At 34.3% G+C, this 21640-nt stretch carries 19 protein-coding genes and 1 tRNA gene; 11 read left to right on the top strand and 9 right to left on the bottom strand.

Going from position 1 to position 21640, the window contains the following annotated elements:
- The 3 genes from BMY96_RS04270 to mce all read right to left on the bottom strand — a co-directional run bounded on the left by BMY96_RS04270 (position 1) and on the right by mce (position 1229).
- Entirely contained in the window at positions 1 to 207 is a 207-nt protein-coding gene (locus BMY96_RS04270; protein WP_092849508.1) for a hypothetical protein, read from the bottom strand.
- Between the two features lie 494 nt (positions 208 to 701).
- Positions 702 to 775 (bottom strand) — tRNA-Ile (locus BMY96_RS04265).
- 49 nt (positions 776 to 824) lie between these two features.
- A complete protein-coding gene (gene mce / locus BMY96_RS04260; protein ID WP_092849506.1) occupies positions 825 to 1229 on the bottom strand; it encodes a methylmalonyl-CoA epimerase in 405 nt (134 codons plus the stop codon).
- A gap of 196 nt (positions 1230 to 1425) precedes the next feature.
- Here mce and rbfA point away from each other — a divergent pair, with 196 nt between their 5' ends.
- The 3 genes from rbfA (at position 1426) to BMY96_RS04245 (ending at position 4004) form a co-directional block, all read left to right on the top strand.
- Complete coding sequence (gene rbfA / locus BMY96_RS04255; protein WP_092849504.1) at positions 1426 to 1830, top strand: 30S ribosome-binding factor RbfA; 405 nt, start codon at positions 1426 to 1428, stop codon at positions 1828 to 1830.
- Positions 1831 to 1901: 71 nt separating this feature from the next.
- Positions 1902 to 3107 carry an ABC transporter permease gene (locus tag BMY96_RS04250; protein ID WP_092849502.1) on the top strand — a complete coding sequence of 402 codons (1206 nt, stop codon included), beginning with the start codon at positions 1902 to 1904 and terminating at the stop codon, positions 3105 to 3107.
- A gap of 162 nt (positions 3108 to 3269) precedes the next feature.
- Positions 3270 to 4004: an SDR family oxidoreductase gene (locus BMY96_RS04245; protein WP_092849500.1), complete on the top strand. Its 735-nt coding sequence runs from the start codon at positions 3270 to 3272 to the stop codon at positions 4002 to 4004.
- 144 nt (positions 4005 to 4148) lie between these two features.
- On the opposite strand, the gene dusB is transcribed toward BMY96_RS04245, so the two are convergent.
- The 3 genes from dusB to BMY96_RS04230 form a co-directional block, all read right to left on the bottom strand.
- Positions 4149 to 5144 (bottom strand): tRNA dihydrouridine synthase DusB, encoded by a 996-nt coding sequence (dusB, locus tag BMY96_RS04240; RefSeq protein ID WP_092849498.1) that lies wholly within the window; start codon positions 5142 to 5144, stop codon positions 4149 to 4151.
- A gap of 4 nt (positions 5145 to 5148) precedes the next feature.
- Positions 5149 to 5799 (bottom strand): hypothetical protein, encoded by a 651-nt coding sequence (locus tag BMY96_RS04235; RefSeq protein ID WP_092849879.1) that lies wholly within the window; start codon positions 5797 to 5799, stop codon positions 5149 to 5151.
- Between the two features lie 70 nt (positions 5800 to 5869).
- On the bottom strand, positions 5870 to 7003 hold the full coding sequence (locus BMY96_RS04230; RefSeq protein WP_092849878.1) for a T9SS type A sorting domain-containing protein: 1134 nt from the start codon (positions 7001 to 7003) through the stop codon (positions 5870 to 5872).
- A gap of 59 nt (positions 7004 to 7062) precedes the next feature.
- Between BMY96_RS04230 and BMY96_RS04225 the strand changes: the two genes are divergently transcribed.
- The 5 genes from BMY96_RS04225 to lepA all read left to right on the top strand — a co-directional run bounded on the left by BMY96_RS04225 (position 7063) and on the right by lepA (position 12081).
- Entirely contained in the window at positions 7063 to 7800 is a 738-nt protein-coding gene (locus tag BMY96_RS04225) for a prolipoprotein diacylglyceryl transferase (RefSeq protein ID WP_092849496.1), read from the top strand.
- 106 nt (positions 7801 to 7906) lie between these two features.
- Entirely contained in the window at positions 7907 to 9301 is a 1395-nt protein-coding gene (locus tag BMY96_RS04220) for a radical SAM protein (RefSeq protein WP_092849494.1), read from the top strand.
- Positions 9298 to 9501 carry a hypothetical protein gene (locus tag BMY96_RS04215; RefSeq protein WP_092849492.1) on the top strand — a complete coding sequence of 68 codons (204 nt, stop codon included), beginning with the start codon at positions 9298 to 9300 and terminating at the stop codon, positions 9499 to 9501. The genes BMY96_RS04220 and BMY96_RS04215 overlap by 4 nt, the downstream gene beginning before the upstream one ends.
- A 9-nt stretch (positions 9502 to 9510) precedes the next feature.
- A complete protein-coding gene (locus BMY96_RS04210) occupies positions 9511 to 9717 on the top strand; it encodes a hypothetical protein (protein WP_245750537.1) in 207 nt (68 codons plus the stop codon).
- Between the two features lie 567 nt (positions 9718 to 10284).
- Positions 10285 to 12081, top strand: a complete 1797-nt coding sequence (gene lepA, locus BMY96_RS04205; protein ID WP_092849490.1) for a translation elongation factor 4 — start codon at positions 10285 to 10287, stop codon at positions 12079 to 12081.
- Between the two features lie 180 nt (positions 12082 to 12261).
- Here lepA and BMY96_RS04200 read toward each other — a convergent pair whose 3' ends face one another.
- From BMY96_RS04200 to BMY96_RS04190, 3 genes are read right to left on the bottom strand one after another with little or no spacing between them, the layout of a single operon-like run.
- On the bottom strand, positions 12262 to 13026 hold the full coding sequence (locus tag BMY96_RS04200; protein ID WP_092849488.1) for a LytR/AlgR family response regulator transcription factor: 765 nt from the start codon (positions 13024 to 13026) through the stop codon (positions 12262 to 12264).
- Positions 13027 to 13041: 15 nt separating this feature from the next.
- Positions 13042 to 14052: a sensor histidine kinase gene (locus tag BMY96_RS04195; protein ID WP_092849486.1), complete on the bottom strand. Its 1011-nt coding sequence runs from the start codon at positions 14050 to 14052 to the stop codon at positions 13042 to 13044.
- 17 nt (positions 14053 to 14069) lie between these two features.
- Positions 14070 to 16424: a TonB-dependent receptor gene (locus tag BMY96_RS04190; protein WP_092849484.1), complete on the bottom strand. Its 2355-nt coding sequence runs from the start codon at positions 16422 to 16424 to the stop codon at positions 14070 to 14072.
- 709 nt (positions 16425 to 17133) lie between these two features.
- Between BMY96_RS04190 and glgA the strand changes: the two genes are divergently transcribed.
- From glgA to BMY96_RS04170, 3 genes are read left to right on the top strand one after another with little or no spacing between them, the layout of a single operon-like run.
- Positions 17134 to 18336 (top strand): glycogen synthase, encoded by a 1203-nt coding sequence (gene glgA, locus BMY96_RS04180; RefSeq protein WP_092849481.1) that lies wholly within the window; start codon positions 17134 to 17136, stop codon positions 18334 to 18336.
- A gap of 32 nt (positions 18337 to 18368) precedes the next feature.
- Positions 18369 to 19634, top strand: a complete 1266-nt coding sequence (locus tag BMY96_RS04175) for a glucose-1-phosphate adenylyltransferase (protein ID WP_092849479.1) — start codon at positions 18369 to 18371, stop codon at positions 19632 to 19634.
- Positions 19635 to 19669: 35 nt separating this feature from the next.
- Positions 19670 to 21607 carry an alpha-1,4-glucan--maltose-1-phosphate maltosyltransferase gene (locus BMY96_RS04170; protein WP_092849477.1) on the top strand — a complete coding sequence of 646 codons (1938 nt, stop codon included), beginning with the start codon at positions 19670 to 19672 and terminating at the stop codon, positions 21605 to 21607.
- Positions 21608 to 21640 lie beyond the last annotated feature (33 nt).

Here is a 21640-nt window from a genome sequence, read left to right as displayed (position 1 = left end):
TTAGCCACGTCTACTAGAAGACAAAAGTTTTTTACCACCATATATTAAGGCAAAAACTACTCCTACAAAGATTCCTCCATCAATAGGAAGACCTACTGGTGGTGGCGGTCCTGGAACTGGAGGCTCTGGAACGGACTGAGCTGCACAAACAAAACTTATTAATACAAATAAGATTGAGGCAAAAATTCTTTTATTTTGTATTATCATTGGGTTGCAAATGTATAAAAAAAAGAGTGCTATCAAAATATATTTCGTTGAATTAACTTAAAAACATCCACGAAAACACTAAAAACATCGATGAAACGCCTGTTTTCTCAGTATTTTCATTAACATTCTGTAAGAACATCGCGAACATATTAAATAAATAGTTTCTCTCTCTTTTTATTTACAGCGTAAATATATGTATTTTAAGGTAAACCAAAAAGAATATTATACCCTTAGTATTCAAATCATTTGGTGACGGTAAATACCCTATTTTATTTAGGTTAGCTAAAAACAACTTATAAGCACACTAACACGATTTCATTTCCTTTTAACGCTTAAATAGTGGAAATATTTTATCCTCTGGTATTGTTGAAAAAAGAATACCCATGTTCTAACAAAAAAGCTAGAAATAATAAGAAGTACAAATAGTTTATATACAGTTATACTAAAACAAAAAAAGCCTTTCAAAATACATGAAAGGCTTTACAATTTCTAAGTGGTCCCACATGGACTCGAACCATGGACCACCTGATTATGAGTCAGGTGCTCTAACCAACTGAGCTATAGGACCGAAATTGGAGTGCAATATTACTACTTATTTTAATTGTTAGCAAGAAAAATTATTGCTTTATCTCTTGACACAACTCAATTAATACTCCGTTTGCAGTTTTTGGGTGTAAAAAAGCTACCAATTTATTATCGGCACCTTGCTTTGGTGTTTCGTTTAACACTGTAAAACCTTCTTGTTTAAGTCGCTTAATTTCAGACACTATATCATCAACATCGAAAGCAATATGATGAATGCCTTCGCCTTTTTTTTCTAAAAATTTTGCAATAGCGCTGTCTTTTTTAGTAGCCTCTAATAATTCAATTTTATTTTCGCCAACCTTAAAAAAAGAGGTGTTTACACCTTCACTTTTTACTTCTTCGGTTTTATAATGTGGTTTTCCAAATAGTTTCGAAAACAAATCATTTGAATCTTTAAGATTTTTTACGGCTATTCCTATATGTTCTATTTTATTCATTGTAAATTGATTTTCTTCATTTCCATGAAGGCAGAAATCTTTTAAAAATAATCTTTTTGTTATTAACTTAAAAAAAGGAAAACCTCTAACTTCAACCTAATATCCATATCAAAATACGAAAATAGCGCACTAAAAGTAACATAATCTTTAAATAACCGTTATTTTTGCAATCTAAACCTTTAACAGGTATTAAATAATGAGCGACATAGAAGAAAGTCAAAGACAAAAGAAAATAGGGTCTGTATTACAAACCGATTTGGTTGATGTATTACAAAGAGCTGCCACAGAAGGCGGTATGCGAGGTGTTTTAATTTCTGTATCGAAAGTAAAAGTTACTGTAGATTTGGGCGTTGCAAAAGTTTATTTAAGCATTTTTCCTAATGATAAAGCTAAAGAATTACTTGAAGGTATTAAATTTAACACACCTGCCATTCGACATGAATTAGCGCAACGTACCAGACACCAACTGCGCCGTATGCCTAATTTAGAATTTTTTATTGACGACTCTTTAGAATATATAGACCAGATAGAAAAATCTTTAAAAGGAAAAGAAAACCCAATTAAAGACCCTTCTATTTTAGAAAAACGAAAAAAGAAATAAGCTATATATTACCTTTTTAATGGTTTGTATTAACACTCATTTTGTAATTAAAAAATCATAATATTACAGTTATGAATGTTTCACTGTACATAGCCAAACGCTACCTGCGCTCTAAGAGCTCTAATAACGCGATAAACTTTATAACTTACATTGCTATTATTGGGGTTATTTTAGGGTCTGCATCCTTATTTGTTGTACTCTCTGGCTTTGCAGGATTAAAAGATTTTACATTACAGTTTACGAGCCAAGTGGATCCAGATTTAAAAGCTGAAACCACACTAGGAAAATCGTTTATACTAACAGAAGAAGAAACCCTAAAACTCGACGCTTTAACAGATATTGCTAGCTACTCTAAAATTATAGAAGAACGCGTTTTTTTAACTGTTGATGATAAAAACACCTTTGCGGTTATTAAGGGTGTCGATGAACATTATCAAGATGTGGTGGCTATAGACTCCACCTTAGATCATGGTAGTTGGTTTGAGCAAAAATCAAATCAGCTTGTTTTAGGCTGGGGCATTTCCAATAGTTTATCTTTAGGTGTATTAGATTTTAGCAAACCCATTTCGGTTTATGTTCCTAAGCCCGGAAAATCGCAAATAACATCTACTAAAAATGCATTTAACACTGTAAAAGCTATTAGCGTGGGTGTGTTTAATATAAACGAGCAGTTAAACGATGCATACGTTTATGCGCCTATAGATTTAGTGATAAACTTACTAAATTACAAACCAAACCAAATTACAGATTTAGAGTTTAGGTTAAAGTCTGGTGTAGATGAAACCCAAGCCAAAGCTAAAATAAAAGCTATTTTAGGCGACAAAGTTATTTTAAAAAACAGAGCGCAATTAAACGACGCCCTATATAAAATGTTAAACACCGAAAATTTGGCCGTTTATCTCATTTTTACACTTGTATTGATAATTGCCTTTTTTAACGTAATTGGGTCCTTAATTATGATGATGCTGGACAAAAAACGCAGCTTAAATACCTTATTTAACATAGGCGCCACAGTTAAAGACATTAAGAAAATATTTTTTTACCAAGGTAGTTTAATGAGTATTGTAGGTGGTATTATTGGTTTAATTTTAGCGCTTATAATTACAGGTTTACAAAAAGCATTTAGTTTAGTTATGATTACCCCAACGCTAGCTTACCCTGTTACCATAAAGTTTGAAAACATTATTTTAGTGTTTCTAACCATTTCTGTTTTAGGTGTGGTAGCCTCAAAAATTGCATCTGCGCGAATTACAAAAAGCCTTGTTAAAGGTTTTTAACAGCTATACTCACCTAGCCTTTTTTTACAACCCTAAACAATTGTTAGTCAATCTATTAAAAAAGAGTTAAATCAACTAAAACAGCATGGTGTTTGGTGTTTTTTTTATACTTTAAATACACGAAACCAAAATGTTTTTTTTAAACCCTAAACACGTAAACTTATGAGCTTAAATAATAAAGTAATTATTGTTACAGGCGCATCGAAAGGTATTGGTAAAGCGATTGCTACTCAATTAGCGAAAAACGGAGCTAAAGTTATAGTTAACCACTCTAATAGCGAAAAAGAAGCCCAAAACACCGTAAATACCATTATAAAAAATGGTGGTTCAGCTGTTGCTATTAAAGCAGATGTTAGTATTAAGGCAGATGTTACCCATTTATTTGACAAAGCTATAGAAACCTATGGTAAGGTTGATGTTTTGGTTAATAATGCTGGTATTATGATATCTAAATTAATTAAGGATAACACTCAGGAAGATTTTACAAACCAATTTGATGTTAATGTACGTGGTGTTTTTAACATGTTACAAGAGGCAGACAGCAAATTGGAAGACAACGGAAACATTATTAACATATCATCTAGTACGGCAAAGTTAATGTTTCCTACCTATGGTATTTACTCTGCAACTAAAGCTGCTGTGGAACAAATGACACGTGTATTCTCTAAAGAAATTGGCCGCGGCATTTCGGTAAACGCCATTGCTCCTGGTCCTACCGAAACGGAGTTGTTTTTAAAAGGGAAATCGGATGAAGTTATTGATAGATTAAGTAGCATGAACGCTTTTAATAGGCTTGCAAAACCTATTGATATTGCCAATGTGGTTGTGTTTTTAGCCAGTGATGAATCGAAATGGATTTCTGGACAGGTTATTGGTGCAAACGGCGCTATGGTTTAAAAACTACTTTAGCAGATTGGTGCAAAAGCGATAGTAGCGGCATCCTTTTTTTGCTGCCATAAATGGCAAAAAAAGACCTGCCTTCCGGCAGGCAGGTATAGCGGATAGCGCGGTGGCTTGCCATTTGCCATAAATAGAAACAAACTACTCGGTAAATTGGTGGCCTGCAAATTTTTCTAGTACCTCATCGAAGGCTGCAAAAACATCTTCGGAATGATCCGAAGTTACCATTTTCATGCGGTATTCCTTAAAATGTGGTATGCCTTTAAAGTAGTTGGTGTAGTGGCGTCGGGTTTCGAAAACGCCTAAAACTTCGCCTTTCCAGTCGATAGACATTTGCAAATGACGACGAGCCGCCTCTACGCGTTCTTCTAATGAAATGGGTGCTAAATGCTCGCCTGTTTTAAAAAAGTGTTTTACTTGCTTAAAAAACCAAGGGTTTCCAATAGTTGCTCGCCCAATCATACAGCCATCTAACCCGTAATCGTCTCGCATTTCCATGGCGCGCTCCGGACTTGTAACATCGCCATTTCCAAACACTGGAATGTGCATGCGTGGATTGTTTTTTACTTGTGCAATGGGTTTCCAGTTGGCATCGCCTTTATACATTTGTGCACGCGTCCTGCCATGTATGGCTATGGCTTTACAGCCTACATCTTGCAAGCGCTCTGCAACTTCAACAATGCGTATAGAGTTATCGTCCCAACCTAATCTGGTTTTTACCGTTATTGGAATGTTGGTGCGTTTTACCATTTCGGCAGTTAGTTGCTCCATTAAACAGACATCTTTTAAAATACCTGCGCCTGCGCCTTTACTTACTACTTTTTTAACGGGACAACCAAAATTAATATCGATAATATCTGGTTTAGACTCGGCAACAATATCGATGGTTTGTAACATACTATCTAGGTTAGCTCCAAAAATTTGGATGCCTACCGGACGCTCTTTTTCGTAAATATCGAGTTTCATAACGCTTTTTGCTGCGTTACGTATTAAGCCTTCGCTAGATACAAACTCGGTATACACCACATCGGCACCTTGTTCTTTGCACAATGCGCGAAATGGTGGATCGCTAACATCTTCCATGGGCGCTAAAAGCAATGGAAAATCCGGAAGTTCTATGTTGTCTATCTTTACCAAAATATTATTCGCTTAATTCTGTTATTTTTTTCTCGTAAAGCTTTTTGCTTTCTACAACAGCTAAGTTTAGCTCTTGCATAATACCATCTACACGGTCTTCAATGCTTTTCATTTGTCCGTTTATAGAATCGAACGAATTTAAAGCTGCAGCAACCTCAAGCGCTTTTACAACCTCCACAGCATCGTTATGTAAAAGGCGTAGTTTGCCAATGGCATCGGCCGTATTTGCCAATGTACCGTTATACTTTGTTTTTGCTTTGTTTATGGCTTTTAAAAGCGTGGTTCTGCTTTTCTGGTCGCTTAAACTATTGGTTTGGGTTTCCATGGCAGTAAAAAGGTTTGCTGCTTTGGTTTTTAAATCCTCATACTCCTTGTTTAAATTATTTACGCGTTTGTTTACTTTTTCCCAATCGCCATAAACTTTTGCAAACTCTCTGTCTTCGTTTTTTGCATCTTCTAAAGCTGCTTTTAATGCGCCTAAAGATGTTAATCCTTTAGTTACATTTTTATTAGCAACTTCCTTTTTACTCTCGAATGTTGATACTTGCGATTTAAACTTGTCTTTTAAACGAATTAAATCTTCTGGACTTTTATCTTTCCAGCAAGAACACATTACAAAAAGCACCAAAAGGAGTGCTAGCGATTTTTTAAACATAACTTTTAAATACATTAATTGGGCACAAATATACAATGAAGTATTAAAACAACACAACCAAGGCAAATACCTATTGCTTTACAAACTTTTTAACCACAAACAAATTGGTGTTTAATTGCACTTTTACAAAATAAAGACCTGGACTAAATGCGGCCACGTTAATTTTCGCTTCTTGACCTTGATAAAGCGTTTTGAACTGCGAATTAAAAATTTCGACCGACAAAAATGCGTTGTTAGTGTCAAGATTTAAAACATTTGTTGCTGGATTAGGGTATAACGAAACTACCGTGCTGGTTGAGTTTTTGGTATTGGACAAAGCCTCATCGTTAGTTGAAAATGAAATGAGTTTAGCATCGTCTGCAAATGTAAAACCACCAAAAGTTTGAGAAAAAGATTCCGAAGTTAAATAATAACTGTTTTCGTCTATAAATGTGATAGCCTCAGCTTGTTCTTGACCTAAAGAGGATAGTTGTGTTTGAAAGTTTGTTCCAGAAAACACATCTGCTTGAGAAAAACCCTCACACTGCCAAACAAAAGGAAATAAGGCTTCGGTGTAGCCAACCAAATATAATTTTTCCGTTAATGGATTATAGGTTCCACCGGTAATAAGTCCGTTACTATTTAAGGTTGTAGCTTGTGGACTTACCGAATGCGAACCCGGGAGCTTAGGTATTATATAAGCCTTGGTTACACCATCTACCCAATTTTTTGTAAACAACATTAAATTATCGGCGTTGTAAGACACCAATGCTTCGGCGTCCCAAATATTGTTATTAGGGTTTGCTGTAAAATCGGTTTGATCGGCATAGCTATATGCTATTATTTCGGCAGTAACCGTTGTAGAAGCGGTATAATCTGCTTTACTAATTTTATAGATTTTTAAATTGGTTCGGTTGCCGTTATTATTACCTATGTCGCCAATAAAAATGGATGTATCGTCTTGGGTTATATCTTCCCAATCTGCATTTGTAGCGTTACTTATGGTAACCGCTCTGCTAATTTGCTGGGTATTAACATCTACTTCGTAAAGCTTGTTTTCGCCTCCAGAATCGTTATGCGTAATTAATTTATTGTTAAAATAGATAATACCCGAAGATTCAGATAAACTAGCAGGCAGTAAAAATTCTTCTTGAACATTGCTTATTTGCGCAAAAGCTCCAAAAACGTTTAAAATAAAAAAGGGTATTAAAATTATAGCTTTCATAGGTCTTAAAAGTTCCAAATGTACCATAAAATCGCATATATTTATAAAAAATTAAGCTTTTGCAAATCCCTTTCGAGCCACAACTGTTTGGTTATAACATAAATGTACATTTGGTTTTAGAATACCTCGCCTTTTTTATAGCATTTAGGTACTATGTGTTTTTAAGACGAAAAAGTAACGATGTAATTTCGAGCAATAATAGGCTATCTATTATACTTGGCGCTGCTTTAGGGGCTTTAATTGGCTCCCGATTGGTTGGTTTTTTAGAAAACCCAATGATTGAATTTTCGCAAGAAAATGTAATACAGTTATTAAACACTAAAACCATAATGGGCGGTTTATTTGGTGGTTTGTTAGGTGTTGAGTTTGCTAAAAAACGAATTGGCGAAACGGAATCGTCGGGCGATTTGTTTACGTTTCCCATTATTCTAGGCATTTTTATTGGTAGAGTTGGCTGTTTTTTATCTGGAATAAATGAGTTTACTTATGGCAAACAAACAACTACATTTTTAGGAATGGATTTAGGCGACGGCTTGCTTAGGCATCCTACCTCTTTATACGAACTGTTGTTTTTAGTCGTATTATTTATTAGCTTAAAACATGTACAGAAAACAGAAAAGCTAAAAAATGGCGACCTTTTTAAATGGTTTATGATTCTATATTTCTCCTTTAGGTTTTTTATTGAGTTTTTAAAACCCAATGTGTTCTATGTATTTGGATTAAGTATAATTCAAATATTATGCATAATTTGTTTGCTGTATTACAGGAATACCATCGTTAAAGCTAAATTTAGCTGAGAGACACAGCGTTAGGGATTGAACGGTTTGTTTGAGCTCCTCGCAGAGAGCGAGTAGTGAAAGCCCGACCCTTGTGGTAACGCACAAAACATAAAAAAACTAAACTATGCCCGTTAGAAATTACACCTATTACGATTTTACTTTAAGCCTTTGCCCCGAATGTTTAAAGCGTGTTGATGCTAAAATTGTGTTTGAAAACAGCAATGTTTATATGCTTAAGCGTTGTAACGAGCACGGAAATAGTAAAGTGCTTATTGCAGACGATATTGAATATTACAAAAACATTAGAAACTACAATAAACCTAGCGAAACACCCTATAAATTTAATACACAAACCCACTATGGTTGCCCTTACGATTGTGGCTTGTGCCCCGATCATGAACAACACAGTTGCCTAACAGTTGTAGAGGTTACAGACAGGTGTAATTTAACTTGCCCAACCTGTTACGCGGGGTCGTCGCCAACCTATGGCAGACATCGTACTTTAGAGGAGGTAAAAGCCATGTTAGACACCATTGTTAGGAACGAAAAAGAGCCAGATGTGGTACAAATTTCGGGAGGCGAACCTACCATACACCCGCAGTTTTGGGAAATTATGGACTATGCAAAATCCCTACCCATTAGGCATTTAATGCTGAATACTAACGGGATTAAAATTGCAAAGGATATCGCTTTCGCGGAACGACTAAAAACCTACGCGCCAGATTTTGAAATTTATTTACAATTTGACTCTTTTGAAAATAGCGTATTACGCGAACTTCGTGGCGCCGATTTAAACCATATACGTAAACAAGCCATTGAAAATTTAAATGCTGTAAACCTATCGACAACCCTAGTAGTTACTTTACAAAAAGGGCTTAATGATGGCGAAATTGGAAAAATTATAAATTACTCTTTAAAGCAAAAGTGCGTACGAGGTGTTACACTGCAACCCACCCAAATTGCAGGCCGTTTAGATAACTTTAACCCCGAAACGGATAGAATGACACTTACCGAAGTACGCCGTAAAATAATGGAACAAACCAATATTTTTAATCCGGACGATTTGCTCCCTGTACCTTGTAACCCAGATGCATTGGTTATGGGTTATGCTTTAAAACTTGATAATGAAGTATTCCCATTAACACGATATATTAACCCCAACGATTTACTAGACAATAGTAAAAACACCATTATTTACGAACAGGATTCGCAGTTACAAGATAAAATGATTGAGTTGTTTAGCACAGGAAACTCGGTTGAGGTTGCCGAAGAAAACCTAAAATCTATTATGTGTTGCTTGCCCAATATTGATGCTCCTAACTTGGGTTACGATAATTTATTTCGTATTATTATAATGCAATTTATTGATGCTTATAACTTTGATGTGCGCGCCATTAAAAAATCGTGTGTGCATATTGTAAATAAAGACAATAAAATTATCCCTTTTGAAACTATGAATTTGTTTTACAGAGACGATAAAAAAGCGCGATTAGAAGAATTAAGAAAGGATATGGTATGACTAATTTAATTTTAGAAGGAGATGCAATTGGTTGGTACATTATTCTATTAATAACTCTGCCCTTTGGAATTCCTGTTCTTTTAATAATACTTGCTTTAGCTATAAGAACTAAAAGAAAAAAAGCATCAAATATTATTTTAATTTTAACAGCAATTTACGCCATTGTAGGCTTAGGATATTGTGGCAGTTTAATGTTTTAAATATGGGTTATGATTCAATTACTTACTAGTCCAAATATGAATTTAGATGGTTTGATTTACTTAATCCTTGCCATTATGTTTGGACCTGCAATTTTACTAGCCATTATTGGTTTTGCGGTACTTAAAAAAAGTAAAAAAGCAGCAAAAGTTTTATTTATACTGGCTGCCGTTTATGTCATTGTAAGCCTAGGAATTTGTGGTAGTATGATGGCGTAATGTTTCTTTTTGAATAATGCAATATTTAATTTTAACTACAATACTATCGCCTGCTATACTATTTAATTAAAATAGCAAAAAACTTTATTATTAACTAGACGTTCTTTTTATAAAATGTAATGCTTTATCCAACAAATTGGGTTGAGTTATATCTTAACTCTCAAGATTTTTTTCAATAGATACTTTTTTATTAAAACAAATATTTCCTATATTTTGCTTTACTTTAATACTATTTAGATAAATTTTTGGGAATAGGGTTCAATTAAATGAATACTTGTACTTAATTTATACAATATTTTAGTTTTCTAAGACATCTATAAATACTGCTACTACACCAGGAAAGGCCATCAATTATCAGCGCAAACTACGCATTTCTTATAGCACTGTATCTATAACTTTTATTAAACACCTTACTAATAAATTAAGGATACAACAAAGGTAATTTCGGCCTTTTTACCTCTAATAATACACGTAAAAGGGGACATCAAACAATTTCCATGTATTGCATATTAAAGCCTCATTTAAAACATCTATATTTGCAGAATCTTTTTATGAAGATTGTTGACTATGAAAAACATTAGAAATTTTTGCATTATTGCACATATAGATCACGGTAAAAGCACACTTGCAGACCGTTTATTAGATTTTACAGGCTCGGTAACTGCTAGAGAGCAACAAGCGCAATTACTAGATAGTATGGACTTGGAGCGCGAACGCGGTATAACCATAAAGTCTCACGCCATACAAATGGATTATGAATTTGAAGGCGAAAAATATGTGTTAAACTTAATTGACACGCCTGGTCACGTGGATTTTTCATATGAAGTATCTCGATCTATCGCTGCCTGCGAAGGCGCTTTACTAATTGTGGATGCTGCACAAAGTATACAAGCACAAACCATTTCTAATTTATATTTAGCCTTAGAAAACGACTTGGAAATTATTCCTGTTTTAAATAAAGTCGATTTACCAAGTGCTAATCCAGAAGAAGTTACCGACGATATAGTTGATTTATTAGGTTGCGACCCTAGCGAAGTTATACATGCCAGTGGAAAAACAGGCTTTGGTGTAGATAATATTTTAGAAGCTATTATTAAGCGTGTACCTGCGCCAAAAGGCGACCCTAATGCGCCATTACAAGCATTAATTTTCGATTCGGTTTATAACACTTTTAGAGGTATTGAAACCTATTTTAGAGTATTTAACGGCGAAATAAAAAAAGGGCAAAAAATTAAATTTGTTGCCACCAATAAAGAATACTTTGCAGACGAAGTTGGTACTTTAAAACTAACACAAGTAGCCAAACAAAGCGTAAAAACTGGCGATGTTGGTTATTTAATTACAGGTATTAAAACCGCAAAAGAAGTAAAAGTAGGAGATACTATTACCGATTTTGCAAACCCTACTACCAATATTGTTGAAGGTTTTGAAGATGTGAAACCTATGGTTTTTGCTGGTATTTATCCAGTAGATACGGAAGATTACGAAGAGCTTCGTGCCTCGATGGAAAAATTACAATTAAATGATGCCTCGTTGGTTTTTGCACCAGAAAGTTCGGCGGCATTAGGTTTTGGTTTCCGTTGTGGATTTTTAGGTATGCTCCACATGGAAATTATACAGGAGCGTTTGGAGCGCGAATTTGACATGACTGTTATTACTACGGTTCCCAATGTGTCTTACCATGCCTTTACAAACAAAAACCCAGATGAAGCTTTTATAGTAAATAACCCATCGGATTTACCAGAACCATCTAGTGTAAATCGTGTGGAAGAACCTTTTATTAAAGCTACTATAATTACAAAAGCCGATTTTGTTGGTAACGTTATGTCGCTTTGTATTGAGAAACGCGGTATGATTGTTAACCAAACCTATTTAACTCCAGAACGTGTGGAGTTAATTTTTGAAATGCCTCTAGCTGAAATTGTTTTTGATTTTTATGATCGTTTAAAAACAGTATCAAAAGGTTATGCCTCTTTTGATTATCATCCAATAGGCATGAAAACCTCTAAATTAGTTCGCTTGGATGTGTTATTAAACTCGCAACCTGTTGATGCGCTTTCTGCTTTAATTCATACGGATAATGCGCATAATATTGGTAAAAAAATGTGCGAAAAGCTTAAAGAACTTATTCCGAGGCAGCAATTCGATATTCCAATTCAGGCGGCAATTGGTGCTAAAATTATAGCAAGAGAAACCGTTAAAGCCTTACGTAAAGATGTTACTGCTAAGTGTTATGGTGGTGATATTTCGCGTAAGCGTAAACTGCTTGAAAAACAGAAAAAAGGTAAAAAACGTATGCGTCAAGTTGGTAATGTAGAAATACCACAGCAAGCTTTTATGGCTGTTTTGAAGCTGAATGATTAACGCCTTTACTAGCGGATAAGTTGCGTTAGGGATTGAAGCGGCATCCTTTTTTTGCTGCCATAAATGGCAAAAAAAGACCTGCCTGCCGGCAGGCAGGTACAGCGTAAAGCCCGACCGCCTGCCCTGAGCATAGACGAAGGGTGTGGTAACCTGCCTACCGGCAGGCATGCGCCAAAAAAATTATTCTTCTAGCCATTTTCTAAAATCGGATGTTGTGGATGAGCTGGTCATAGCCTTGTCCTTAATGCCTGTTAAGGTGATTAGTAAGCGGTTTTTAAAATGACTTTCTATTTGCTGAATGGCATCGATACAAATAATTTCGCTGCGGTTTATTTTAAAGAATTTATTAGGTTGTAATTGCTGATGAATACTGCCTAAATTTTGAGAAATGGTATGTCGTTTTCCTTTTAAATCTGTGGCTATACAAAAATCGCCATTCGCTTCTATTTTACTTATTTCTGAAACATTTAGTAACTGAATGCCCTTTGCTTTTTTAATTACAAATCGTTTTTTATAAGAGGTTGACTCGTCTTTTAAAGCCGATTTTAGCTCGTTAATTGTGCTCGTGTTTAATATATTATAGGTGCCTTTTTGAAATAGTGCTTGGTACTTTTCCATGGCTTTTTTAAAATCTGCCTGAGTATAAGGTTTTAAAATATAGGCAATACCGTTGGTGTTAAAGGCTTGAAACAAATACTCGTCGTGTGCCGAACAGAAAATTATTGGTACTTGTGTGTTTACTTCGTTATACAAATCGAAAGACAAACCGTCTAGCAATTGAATATCCGATAGTATAAAGAAGTAGGTGTTTTTTTGCAGATATAGTTTGCCTTCGGCATTGGAACGTGCCCAATCGTGCGGTATATCGTCTTGAAAATAGTCCTTTATAAAGGATACAAGTTTTTGGTATGCTGGAATTTCGTCTTCTAAAATTAAAATTCTCATAATGTTATTTTAGATTTAACTTTCTTCGATTAATTTAATAATTGGAATAGATATTTTAAATTCTTGCTCGGTATTAATAATTACAACTTCTTTGTCTGAGAGTAATTTATAACGGGTTTTTAAGTTTTCTAACCCCGTGCCAAAAGATTCGTTTTTAGATTGAATATTCGATTTTGTATTACAAATATTTAGTTCGTTTTCGCCTATAGAAATAATTGTTTTTATAGCTTTTCCGCTAAGCGGTTTATTATGTTTTACCACATTTTCTAGAAGCGTTTGTATGGCGCCTGTTGGTATAAACTTTTCTTGAATACTGGTTTGGATATCTATTTTAAAATCGTAATCATCTTGAAAGCGTGTTTTTATTAAAAACATGTAGTTTTCGGCAAGTTGTAGTTCTTCTGATAGTTCCATAACCTCGGCATCTTTTGTTTTTATTAAATAGCGATAAATTAAGGACAGTCTGTTAATATACTCTTTGGCTTTATCGGTATTGCTATCTATTAAAGAGTCGAGCGTATTTAGGTTGTTAAATAAAAAATGCGGATCTATTTGAGAGCGCAGAAGCTTAAGTTCGTTTTCTTTTTGCTGTTTTTCAATTTTTAAATATTGGTTTTGTCCTTCGTAAAACTTTTTAGTTAGCAATAAGGCAAACGGAAAAGCCATTTGTTGCGAACTTATATTAATCATTAATAACACAAAACTTAGGCCTTTAGGGTATTTGCTCCAGTCGTTATCTCCAGACCAAAAGCCAATGGTATAATCTACTGCCGAAATAGAAACCATTAATATTATAGCCAAAGCAAAAAACAGAACGTATTTTTTTTCCATTACAAACTTTGGAATTAGCCAATAAATAAATAAAAGGATTAAGCTACAAACGCAGATTAACTCGATGGTGAAATCGAAGAAATACTCGCGTAATAAGGCGCCTCTATCATAATAATCAATACCCTGAATAATAAAGGAAATACAAAAGTAAATGCCTAATATTATAAAATCTGATATGTTAAGCTTGGTATTCATTGTTTGTACAAACTTGTTTAATTATTGTCATTAATTCTGTTTTCTTCTTCTTGCGAGGCATTTTTACGCGCTTTCTTTTTTCCAAATTTAGAGCCAAAACTATAAGATAATCGCAATTGAACATTTTGTCTGGATTGGTTACTTTCTACTTCGGCATATAAATTATTATAGTCGATAACGCCAATAAACCCTCTGTTTAGTAATTTATTAATACCAAGATTTACTTTTAATTTTTCGTCCATAAACTTTTTACTAAACGATAGTCCTATATCGGCAAACCAGTCGGCATCAATACCACCTTCTAAAGCACCTGTTCCATAATGCCCATTTAATTCGGCATTAATTTCCCATGGCAATTCATAATTGGCTTGTGTAAACCACATTAAACTCCACTTCTGTAAATTTAAATTATTTGGATTAGACTCAAAATTATTATAATTAACAATAAAACCTGTATAACCTTCTAGCCCTTTTATAACATTAAGTGGTGCGAACAACCTAAAATTCCAGTTTTTACTATCGTTTAAGTTAATGGTTTTACGCTCTATTTGCGCGGTATCGTTGTCTTGCGATACAAATTGAAACATGGCGTCTTTAGTTTCGCTATAGCCAATAGTAAAAAAAGGTTGGCCATCGAAGGTTAAATTAAATTGATACCTGTTGGTAAAAGACGGTTTTAAGTTTTCGTTTCCAACCTCAGACGATAAAGGATCGTAATACGTTACAAAAGAATTTAATGTGTTGTAACTAGGACGACGAATACGGTAACTGTACGCTAAGTTTGCCCCTAAATGGTCGTTTAATTTTCTGCTAATTGATGCACTAGGAAAGAGTTTAGAGATTTTACGATTGCGAGTTTCGTTATTACTACTAGAGGTGCCTTGGGTGTTACTATTCTCAAATCGTATTCCTCCAGAAAACGACCACGCACCTTGTGTAACATTTACTTTGGTGTACAGGGCAAATATATGCTCGTCCACAAAAAAACGATTACTGGCATTGGCATCAAAATCGAAATCTCCATTATCGTTTTGGTTAAAAGATTTTAAATCGCTATCGGTATTTACTTGCGAGTCTTTAAAACCTAAGCTTAGTTTAAAATCCTCTGAAAAGAATCTAGTATAATCGGCCTTGTAAGTTTTTATTTGATATTTAGCATCTTGTAAATAACGTTGGTTTGTATAATCGATAGTGCTTTCTGGAAGCGACGAAATGGTGTTAATATTATCGTTTATATAATCTACAAAATTAAAATCGGCTGTAAACTTATGAGCGTCATTTTTAAACTCATAGTAAGGGTTTACATTAAAAACTTGTTGGTCGCGATTAAAACTGTTTTTAGACAATAATAAATCGGTTGTACTTGGTGTTGTAATCGTGTTAGTGCTTCGGGAGTCTCTATCAGAATTGGTATTGGTTTTCCTAACCGCTATACCTACCGAGTGCGCATCATTTAAATAATAATCGATACTTGCACTAGCTCTTAAACTTTTAGGATCATAAGGCTCTATGGTGGCTTGGTTATAGGTTTCATCGCCAATACTTCGTTTAAGAAATAAATCTTCTCGCCATGTTGGAGCAGAATAGCCAGCGCTTGCCTGCCAATTTAGTTTGTTTTTATAGCTCGCTATGGAGGCGCTTGTGCCATACTCGAAACCCTCGTCTTCGCCAAACCAAGTGTTTACACTACCATGTGTGCCTAGTTTAACGTTTTTCTTTAAAATAATATTAATAATTGGTCCGGAGCCTTCGGCATCAAATTCTGCTCCAGGTTGCTCTACCAATTCTACCTTAGCAATATTATCTGCTGGCATATCGCGTAATAAGGTGTCCATATCCATATAATCGGTAGTTTTTCCATTTATAAGGATTCTAATATTACTTTGCCCAGCGTAACTAATACCGTTGTTGGTAACTAAAACCCCAGGAACGCCTTTCATAACATCTTGTAGGTTGGCATTAATCATTTCAGATTTTTCTAAATCTACAATAAGCTTTTCTGCGGTTTGTCTTATTACAGGACGTTTAGTTGTTATAACAACCTCATCTAAATTTTCATTCGCTTCTATTAAGTTGAAGTCTAACGTTTTATTTGCTAAAAGCTCAAAAGGTTCAGATTTTTTTGTTTTAAAGCCTAACATAGAAACACTAATATAATAGGTGCCATTTTCCACATTGGTAAAAAGATAGGTTCCGCTTTCGTTGGAAATAACACCAGTTATAACCTCCTTAGATAAACTATTATACAAAATAACATTTGCGAACTCTAAAGGCTGGTTGTTTTCTGAAATTAAACCTGAAATTTGATTTTGCGCACTTAGTGAAACTACACTTAAAAGAAAAATTACAACGATTTTGATTTGTACATTCATAACTGTTTGTTTTACATTGATAAGACAAACCTATAATCATTATCAAGTAATTTGAAACCATTTCTGCCGAATTGGGCTAAAAAAAGGTTGAAACTTCCTTTTTTTACCTATAAAAAAAAACAGTAGTAAAAGTAAAAAATAAGATATCTAAGTAAGGAAAGAGCTATTTTATTTCGCATAACAGCAAGCTCATTTTAGAAGGTTACAATTAAAAACTAAGTTTTTTATAAAATTGATAATTAAAATGTGTATAAACGTACTATCTTCAATAAAGTTAATACTAGTATTCTTTTGTTTATTTGAATGATTAAAAGCAAAAGAGCTGTTTTCCATATTTTTTTTATTGATAATCGCTTTTAATTCTATAAACACCTAATTTTTCATAAAAATAAAACATCGCAAAAAATGTTAATAAATATTTTGTATGTTTATAACAAAGTAAACACAATTAAGAGCTAAAGGAGCCTTAAACACTTTAATAGTGCCTATTTACTTAATTTTCAAAACATGTTCTTTTAGCATTTTTTAGCAACAATTTTTATTAACAAATTAGTATTTTTTTAAGTGACTTTTGACTGATTTACAATAAACTAGCCTTTAAAAAGTAGTTTTAGTAATTTTTAAAATTAATCATATTGAAAAGTTATTACTACTAGTCAATTTTCATTTTTTTGTATAAATAGAATACTTTTTTACACTTTTTATTACTATGAAAGCACTTTTTTACACAAGAGAATTTCCGCCATATGTTTATGGAGGAGCAGGTGTACATGTTGAATATTTAGCCGAAGAATTAGCTAAATTAATAGATATGGACGTAAGGTGTTTTGGAGATCAAGATGTAACATCAAACAATTTAACAGTTAAAGGTTTCCCTTTTGAAAACCCGGTTTTTGATGGTGCCGACGATAAATTAAAGTCTGTATTTAAAACCTTGAGCACCTGTATTCAAATGAATGCAGAGCCTATTGATGCCGATGTAGTGCATTGCCATACTTGGTATGCGCATTTTGCAGGTATAGTTGCAAAACTATGCTACGGTACACCATTAGTTATTACTACGCACTCCCTAGAGCCTTTGCGCCCCTGGAAACGCGAGCAATTAGGTCGTGGTTACGATGCCTCATCCTGGGTAGAAAAAACAGCTATTGAAATGGCCGATGCACTTATTGCTGTTTCCGAAGAAACTAAAGAAGATGTTTTGAAACATTTTAATGTTGATGAAAGTAAAGTACACGTAATATATAACGGTATAAACCTGCAACAGTATGTAACCACTCCTGAAACCTCTACTTTAGATGAATACGGCGTTGATAAAACCAAACCATACGTGCTTTTTGTAGGCAGAATTACACGCCAAAAAGGTATTATTCATTTAGTAAACGCTATAAAATATATAGATCCAGACACTCAAATAGTACTTTGTGCAGGTGCCCCAGACACTCCAGAAATTGGAAAGGAAATGCAAGATGCTGTTGCCGAAGTTCAAAAAACACGTAACAATGTTATTTGGATAGATAAAATGGTAACCAAAGAAGAAATTATTCAACTATACTCGCATGCCGATGTTTTTTGCTGCCCTTCCATTTACGAACCTTTCGGTATTATAAACATTGAAGCTATGGCATGTAACACCGCAGTGGTTGCTAGTGCTGTTGGCGGCATTAAAGAAGTGGTTGTGCATGGCGAAACTGGATTACTTATTCCGCTAGAACAACAAACCGAAGCCCCTTTTGAACCTATTGATCCAAACAAATTTTCAAGAGACCTAGCTAACGGTATTAATACAGTTATTAATGATAAATCCATAAGAGAAAATATGGCAAAAAATGGCAGAAAACGTGTTGAGGATTATTTCGATTGGATAGCGATTGCAAAACAAGTTGAAGCCTTATATAAATCAATAATATAAATTAACTAAGGAAACTATAAAAACCAAAAGATATGATTAACAATAAAGTTTTATCCATTGTACTGGGTGGTGGACAAGGTTCTAGACTATATCCCCTAACAGACCGTCGATCTAAACCAGCAGTATCAATTGCGGGTAAGTACAGGCTAGTAGATATTCCTATTTCCAACTGTATAAATGCCGATATTAAACGTATTTTTGTTTTAACCCAATTCAATTCTGCAGGCTTAAACAAACATATCAAAAACACTTATCATTTTAGTTTTTTTAGTAGTGCCTTTGTTGATGTACTTGCGGCAGAACAAACACCAGAAAGTAAAACTTGGTTTCAAGGAACGGCAGATGCTGTAAGACAAAGTATGCATCATTTTTTACAACACGATTTTGAATATGCTTTAATACTATCTGGCGACCAACTATACCAAATGGATTATGATAAAATGATTGAAGCTCATGAAAAAAGTGGGGCCAAAATTACTATCGCAACCATTCCTGTAACAGCCAAAGATGCTACAGGCTTTGGAATTCTTAAAGCTAATAACGAAAGTACAATCACATCTTTTATTGAAAAACCAGACGCTAGTTTATTACCAGAATGGACATCGGAAGTGGGTAACGATATGAAGGCACAAGGCCGTAACTACCTAGCTTCCATGGGTATTTATGTTTTTAACAAAGATTTACTTGTTGATTTAATGAAAAATCCAGATACTAACGATTTTGGTAAAGAAATTATACCACAAGCCATAAAGAAACACAAAACATTAAGTTACCAATACGAAGGATACTGGACCGATATTGGAACTATAGAATCCTTTTTTGAAGCTAATTTAGGATTAACAGACGATATCCCTAAATTTGATTTATACAATAAAGATAAACGCATATACACACACGCCAGAATGTTACCTACAACTAAAATTGCTGGTACATCGTTAGACAAAGCTGTAGTATCAGAAGGTTGTATTATTGGTGCTGCAAAAATTGAAAAATCAGTAATAGGTATACGCTCTAGAATTGGTAAAGAATCTACTGTTATAAACACGTATATGATGGGTGCAGATTATTACGAATCTCTTGAAGATATGCAAAGCAATAAAATTGAAAATTTAATGGGCATTGGCGAACGGTGCTTTATAAAGAATTGTATTCTAGATAAAAATTGCCGTATTGGTGATGATGTTAGAATTAATGGAGGTAAACATTTAAAAGACACAGAAACCGATACGTATTGTGTTAGAGATGGCATTGTAGTTATTAAACACGGTGTAACCATACCAAAAGGTACTGTAATATAAATAACCTTTTATTTTTCTTATTATAATTAATCAAAATGCAAGACCAAAGAAGAGTTGTAATAGACCACGTTTCACCTAGTGTAAATTGTGGCGAGTTTTATATTAAACGTGTTATAAATGAAATTGTAAATGTAGATGCCCATATTATGGCCGATGGCCACGATGTTTTAGGCGCATCTATTTTATATAAACCAGAAAAAGCAAAAGCCTGGAGAGAAACCCGAATGGTGCTAACCTCTAATGATGAGTGGAAAGCCGCTTTTACGGTCGATACTCAAGGGTTTTATTCCTATAAAGTTCAAGCTTGGGTAGATTATGCCTTAAACTGGCGTTATGGTTTAATTAGAAAAATTAACGATGGACAACACGTGTTTTCAGAATTACTTGAAGGTGCAGAATACATTAAAGCCATTTTAAATAAAGTTTCTGGTGATGATAAAGCATATTTAGAGCACCTTTATAAACTTTTTAAAAATGAAGATTCTTATGGTGAAGCCATAACCGAAGCTACAAACGATAGGTTATACCAAATTTTCTATAACAACCCTGTAAAAATATTAGAAAACAATTCAAAAGAATATCAAGTATACGTCGATAGAAAAAAGGCAAGATTTAGTACTTGGTACGAATTTTTTCCGCGTTCTGCATCAGAGCATCCTGGAGTTCATGGTACTTTTAAAGACTGCGAGCGTTTACTTCCTAGGGTTAAAAACATGGGGTTCGATGTGGTATATTTACCACCAATTCATCCTATTGGAGAAGTAAATAGAAAAGGAAAAAACAATACCACCGAAGCTAAAGAAGGCGATGTTGGTTCTACTTGGGGCGTTGGTTCGCAATACGGTGGACATAAAGATATACATCCGCAATTAGGTACTTTAGATGATTTTAAATCATTAATACAAAAGGCTAAAGACAATAACCTTGAAATTGCCATGGACTATGCGCTACAAGCTGCACCAGACCATCCGTGGGTAAAAGAGCATCCATCGTGGTTTAAATGGCGACCAGATGGCACAGTACAATATGCCGAAAATCCACCTAAAAAATATCAAGATATACTTCCTATTTATTGGGAAAGCGAAGACTATAAAAACCTTTGGCAAGAATGTCTAGATATTTTAATGTATTGGATAGATTGTGGTATAAATATCTTTAGGGTTGATAATCCGCATACAAAACCATTCTATTTCTGGAATTGGATTATTACTAATGTAAAAGCCAAACATCCCGATGTTATCTTTCTAGCCGAAGCATTTACGGCTCCAAAGGTTATGAAACAGTTAGCAAAACAAGGTTATACACAATCTTACACTTACTTTACTTGGCGCGAAAATAAGCATGAAATTATAGAGTATGTTAACGAATTAACTACCTCAGAATTAAAAGAATACATGCAACCAAATTTCTGGCCAAATACACCAGATATTAACCCGCATCATTTACAAGGCGCAAACGAATCTAAGCACATACAGCGTTATGCACTTGCTGCAACTTTAAGTTCTAGTATTGGTATTTATGGGCCGGTGTTTGAATACATGATGTCCGAATCGCTTCTTGGAAAAGAAGAATATTTAAATTCAGAAAAATTCCAAATTACACATTACAATTGGGACATTAAAAATAAGCTCATAACCATCATAGCTAAAATAAACTATATAAGGCATAATAATCCTGCGCTACAGCAAACCAATAATATTAAATTTTGCCATATAGAAAACAACAACCTATTAGCGTTTTATAAATGGAATGACGACCGAAGCAGCCAAATATTAGTCATTATTAGTTTGGATGCGCACAACTCGCAACAAGGAACAGTACAAGTGCCATTGCACGACATTGGTGTGCATCATGGACATAACCTTGAAATGCACGATTTAATAACCGATAGTCGTTACAACTGGAATAGCGAATGGTGTTACGTAGAGCTACATCCTACTATGCCATTTCACATTTTTAAAATTAATAAATAACATTAGCACTTAAATTGCTAAAAACCATAAACA

The organism is Algibacter pectinivorans (assembly GCF_900112595.1).
Lineage (GTDB): Bacteria > Bacteroidota > Bacteroidia > Flavobacteriales > Flavobacteriaceae > Algibacter_B > Algibacter_B pectinivorans.
The sequence above is the reverse complement of the archived record's forward strand: the minus strand, read 5'-3'. Positions and strand labels throughout refer to the sequence as shown.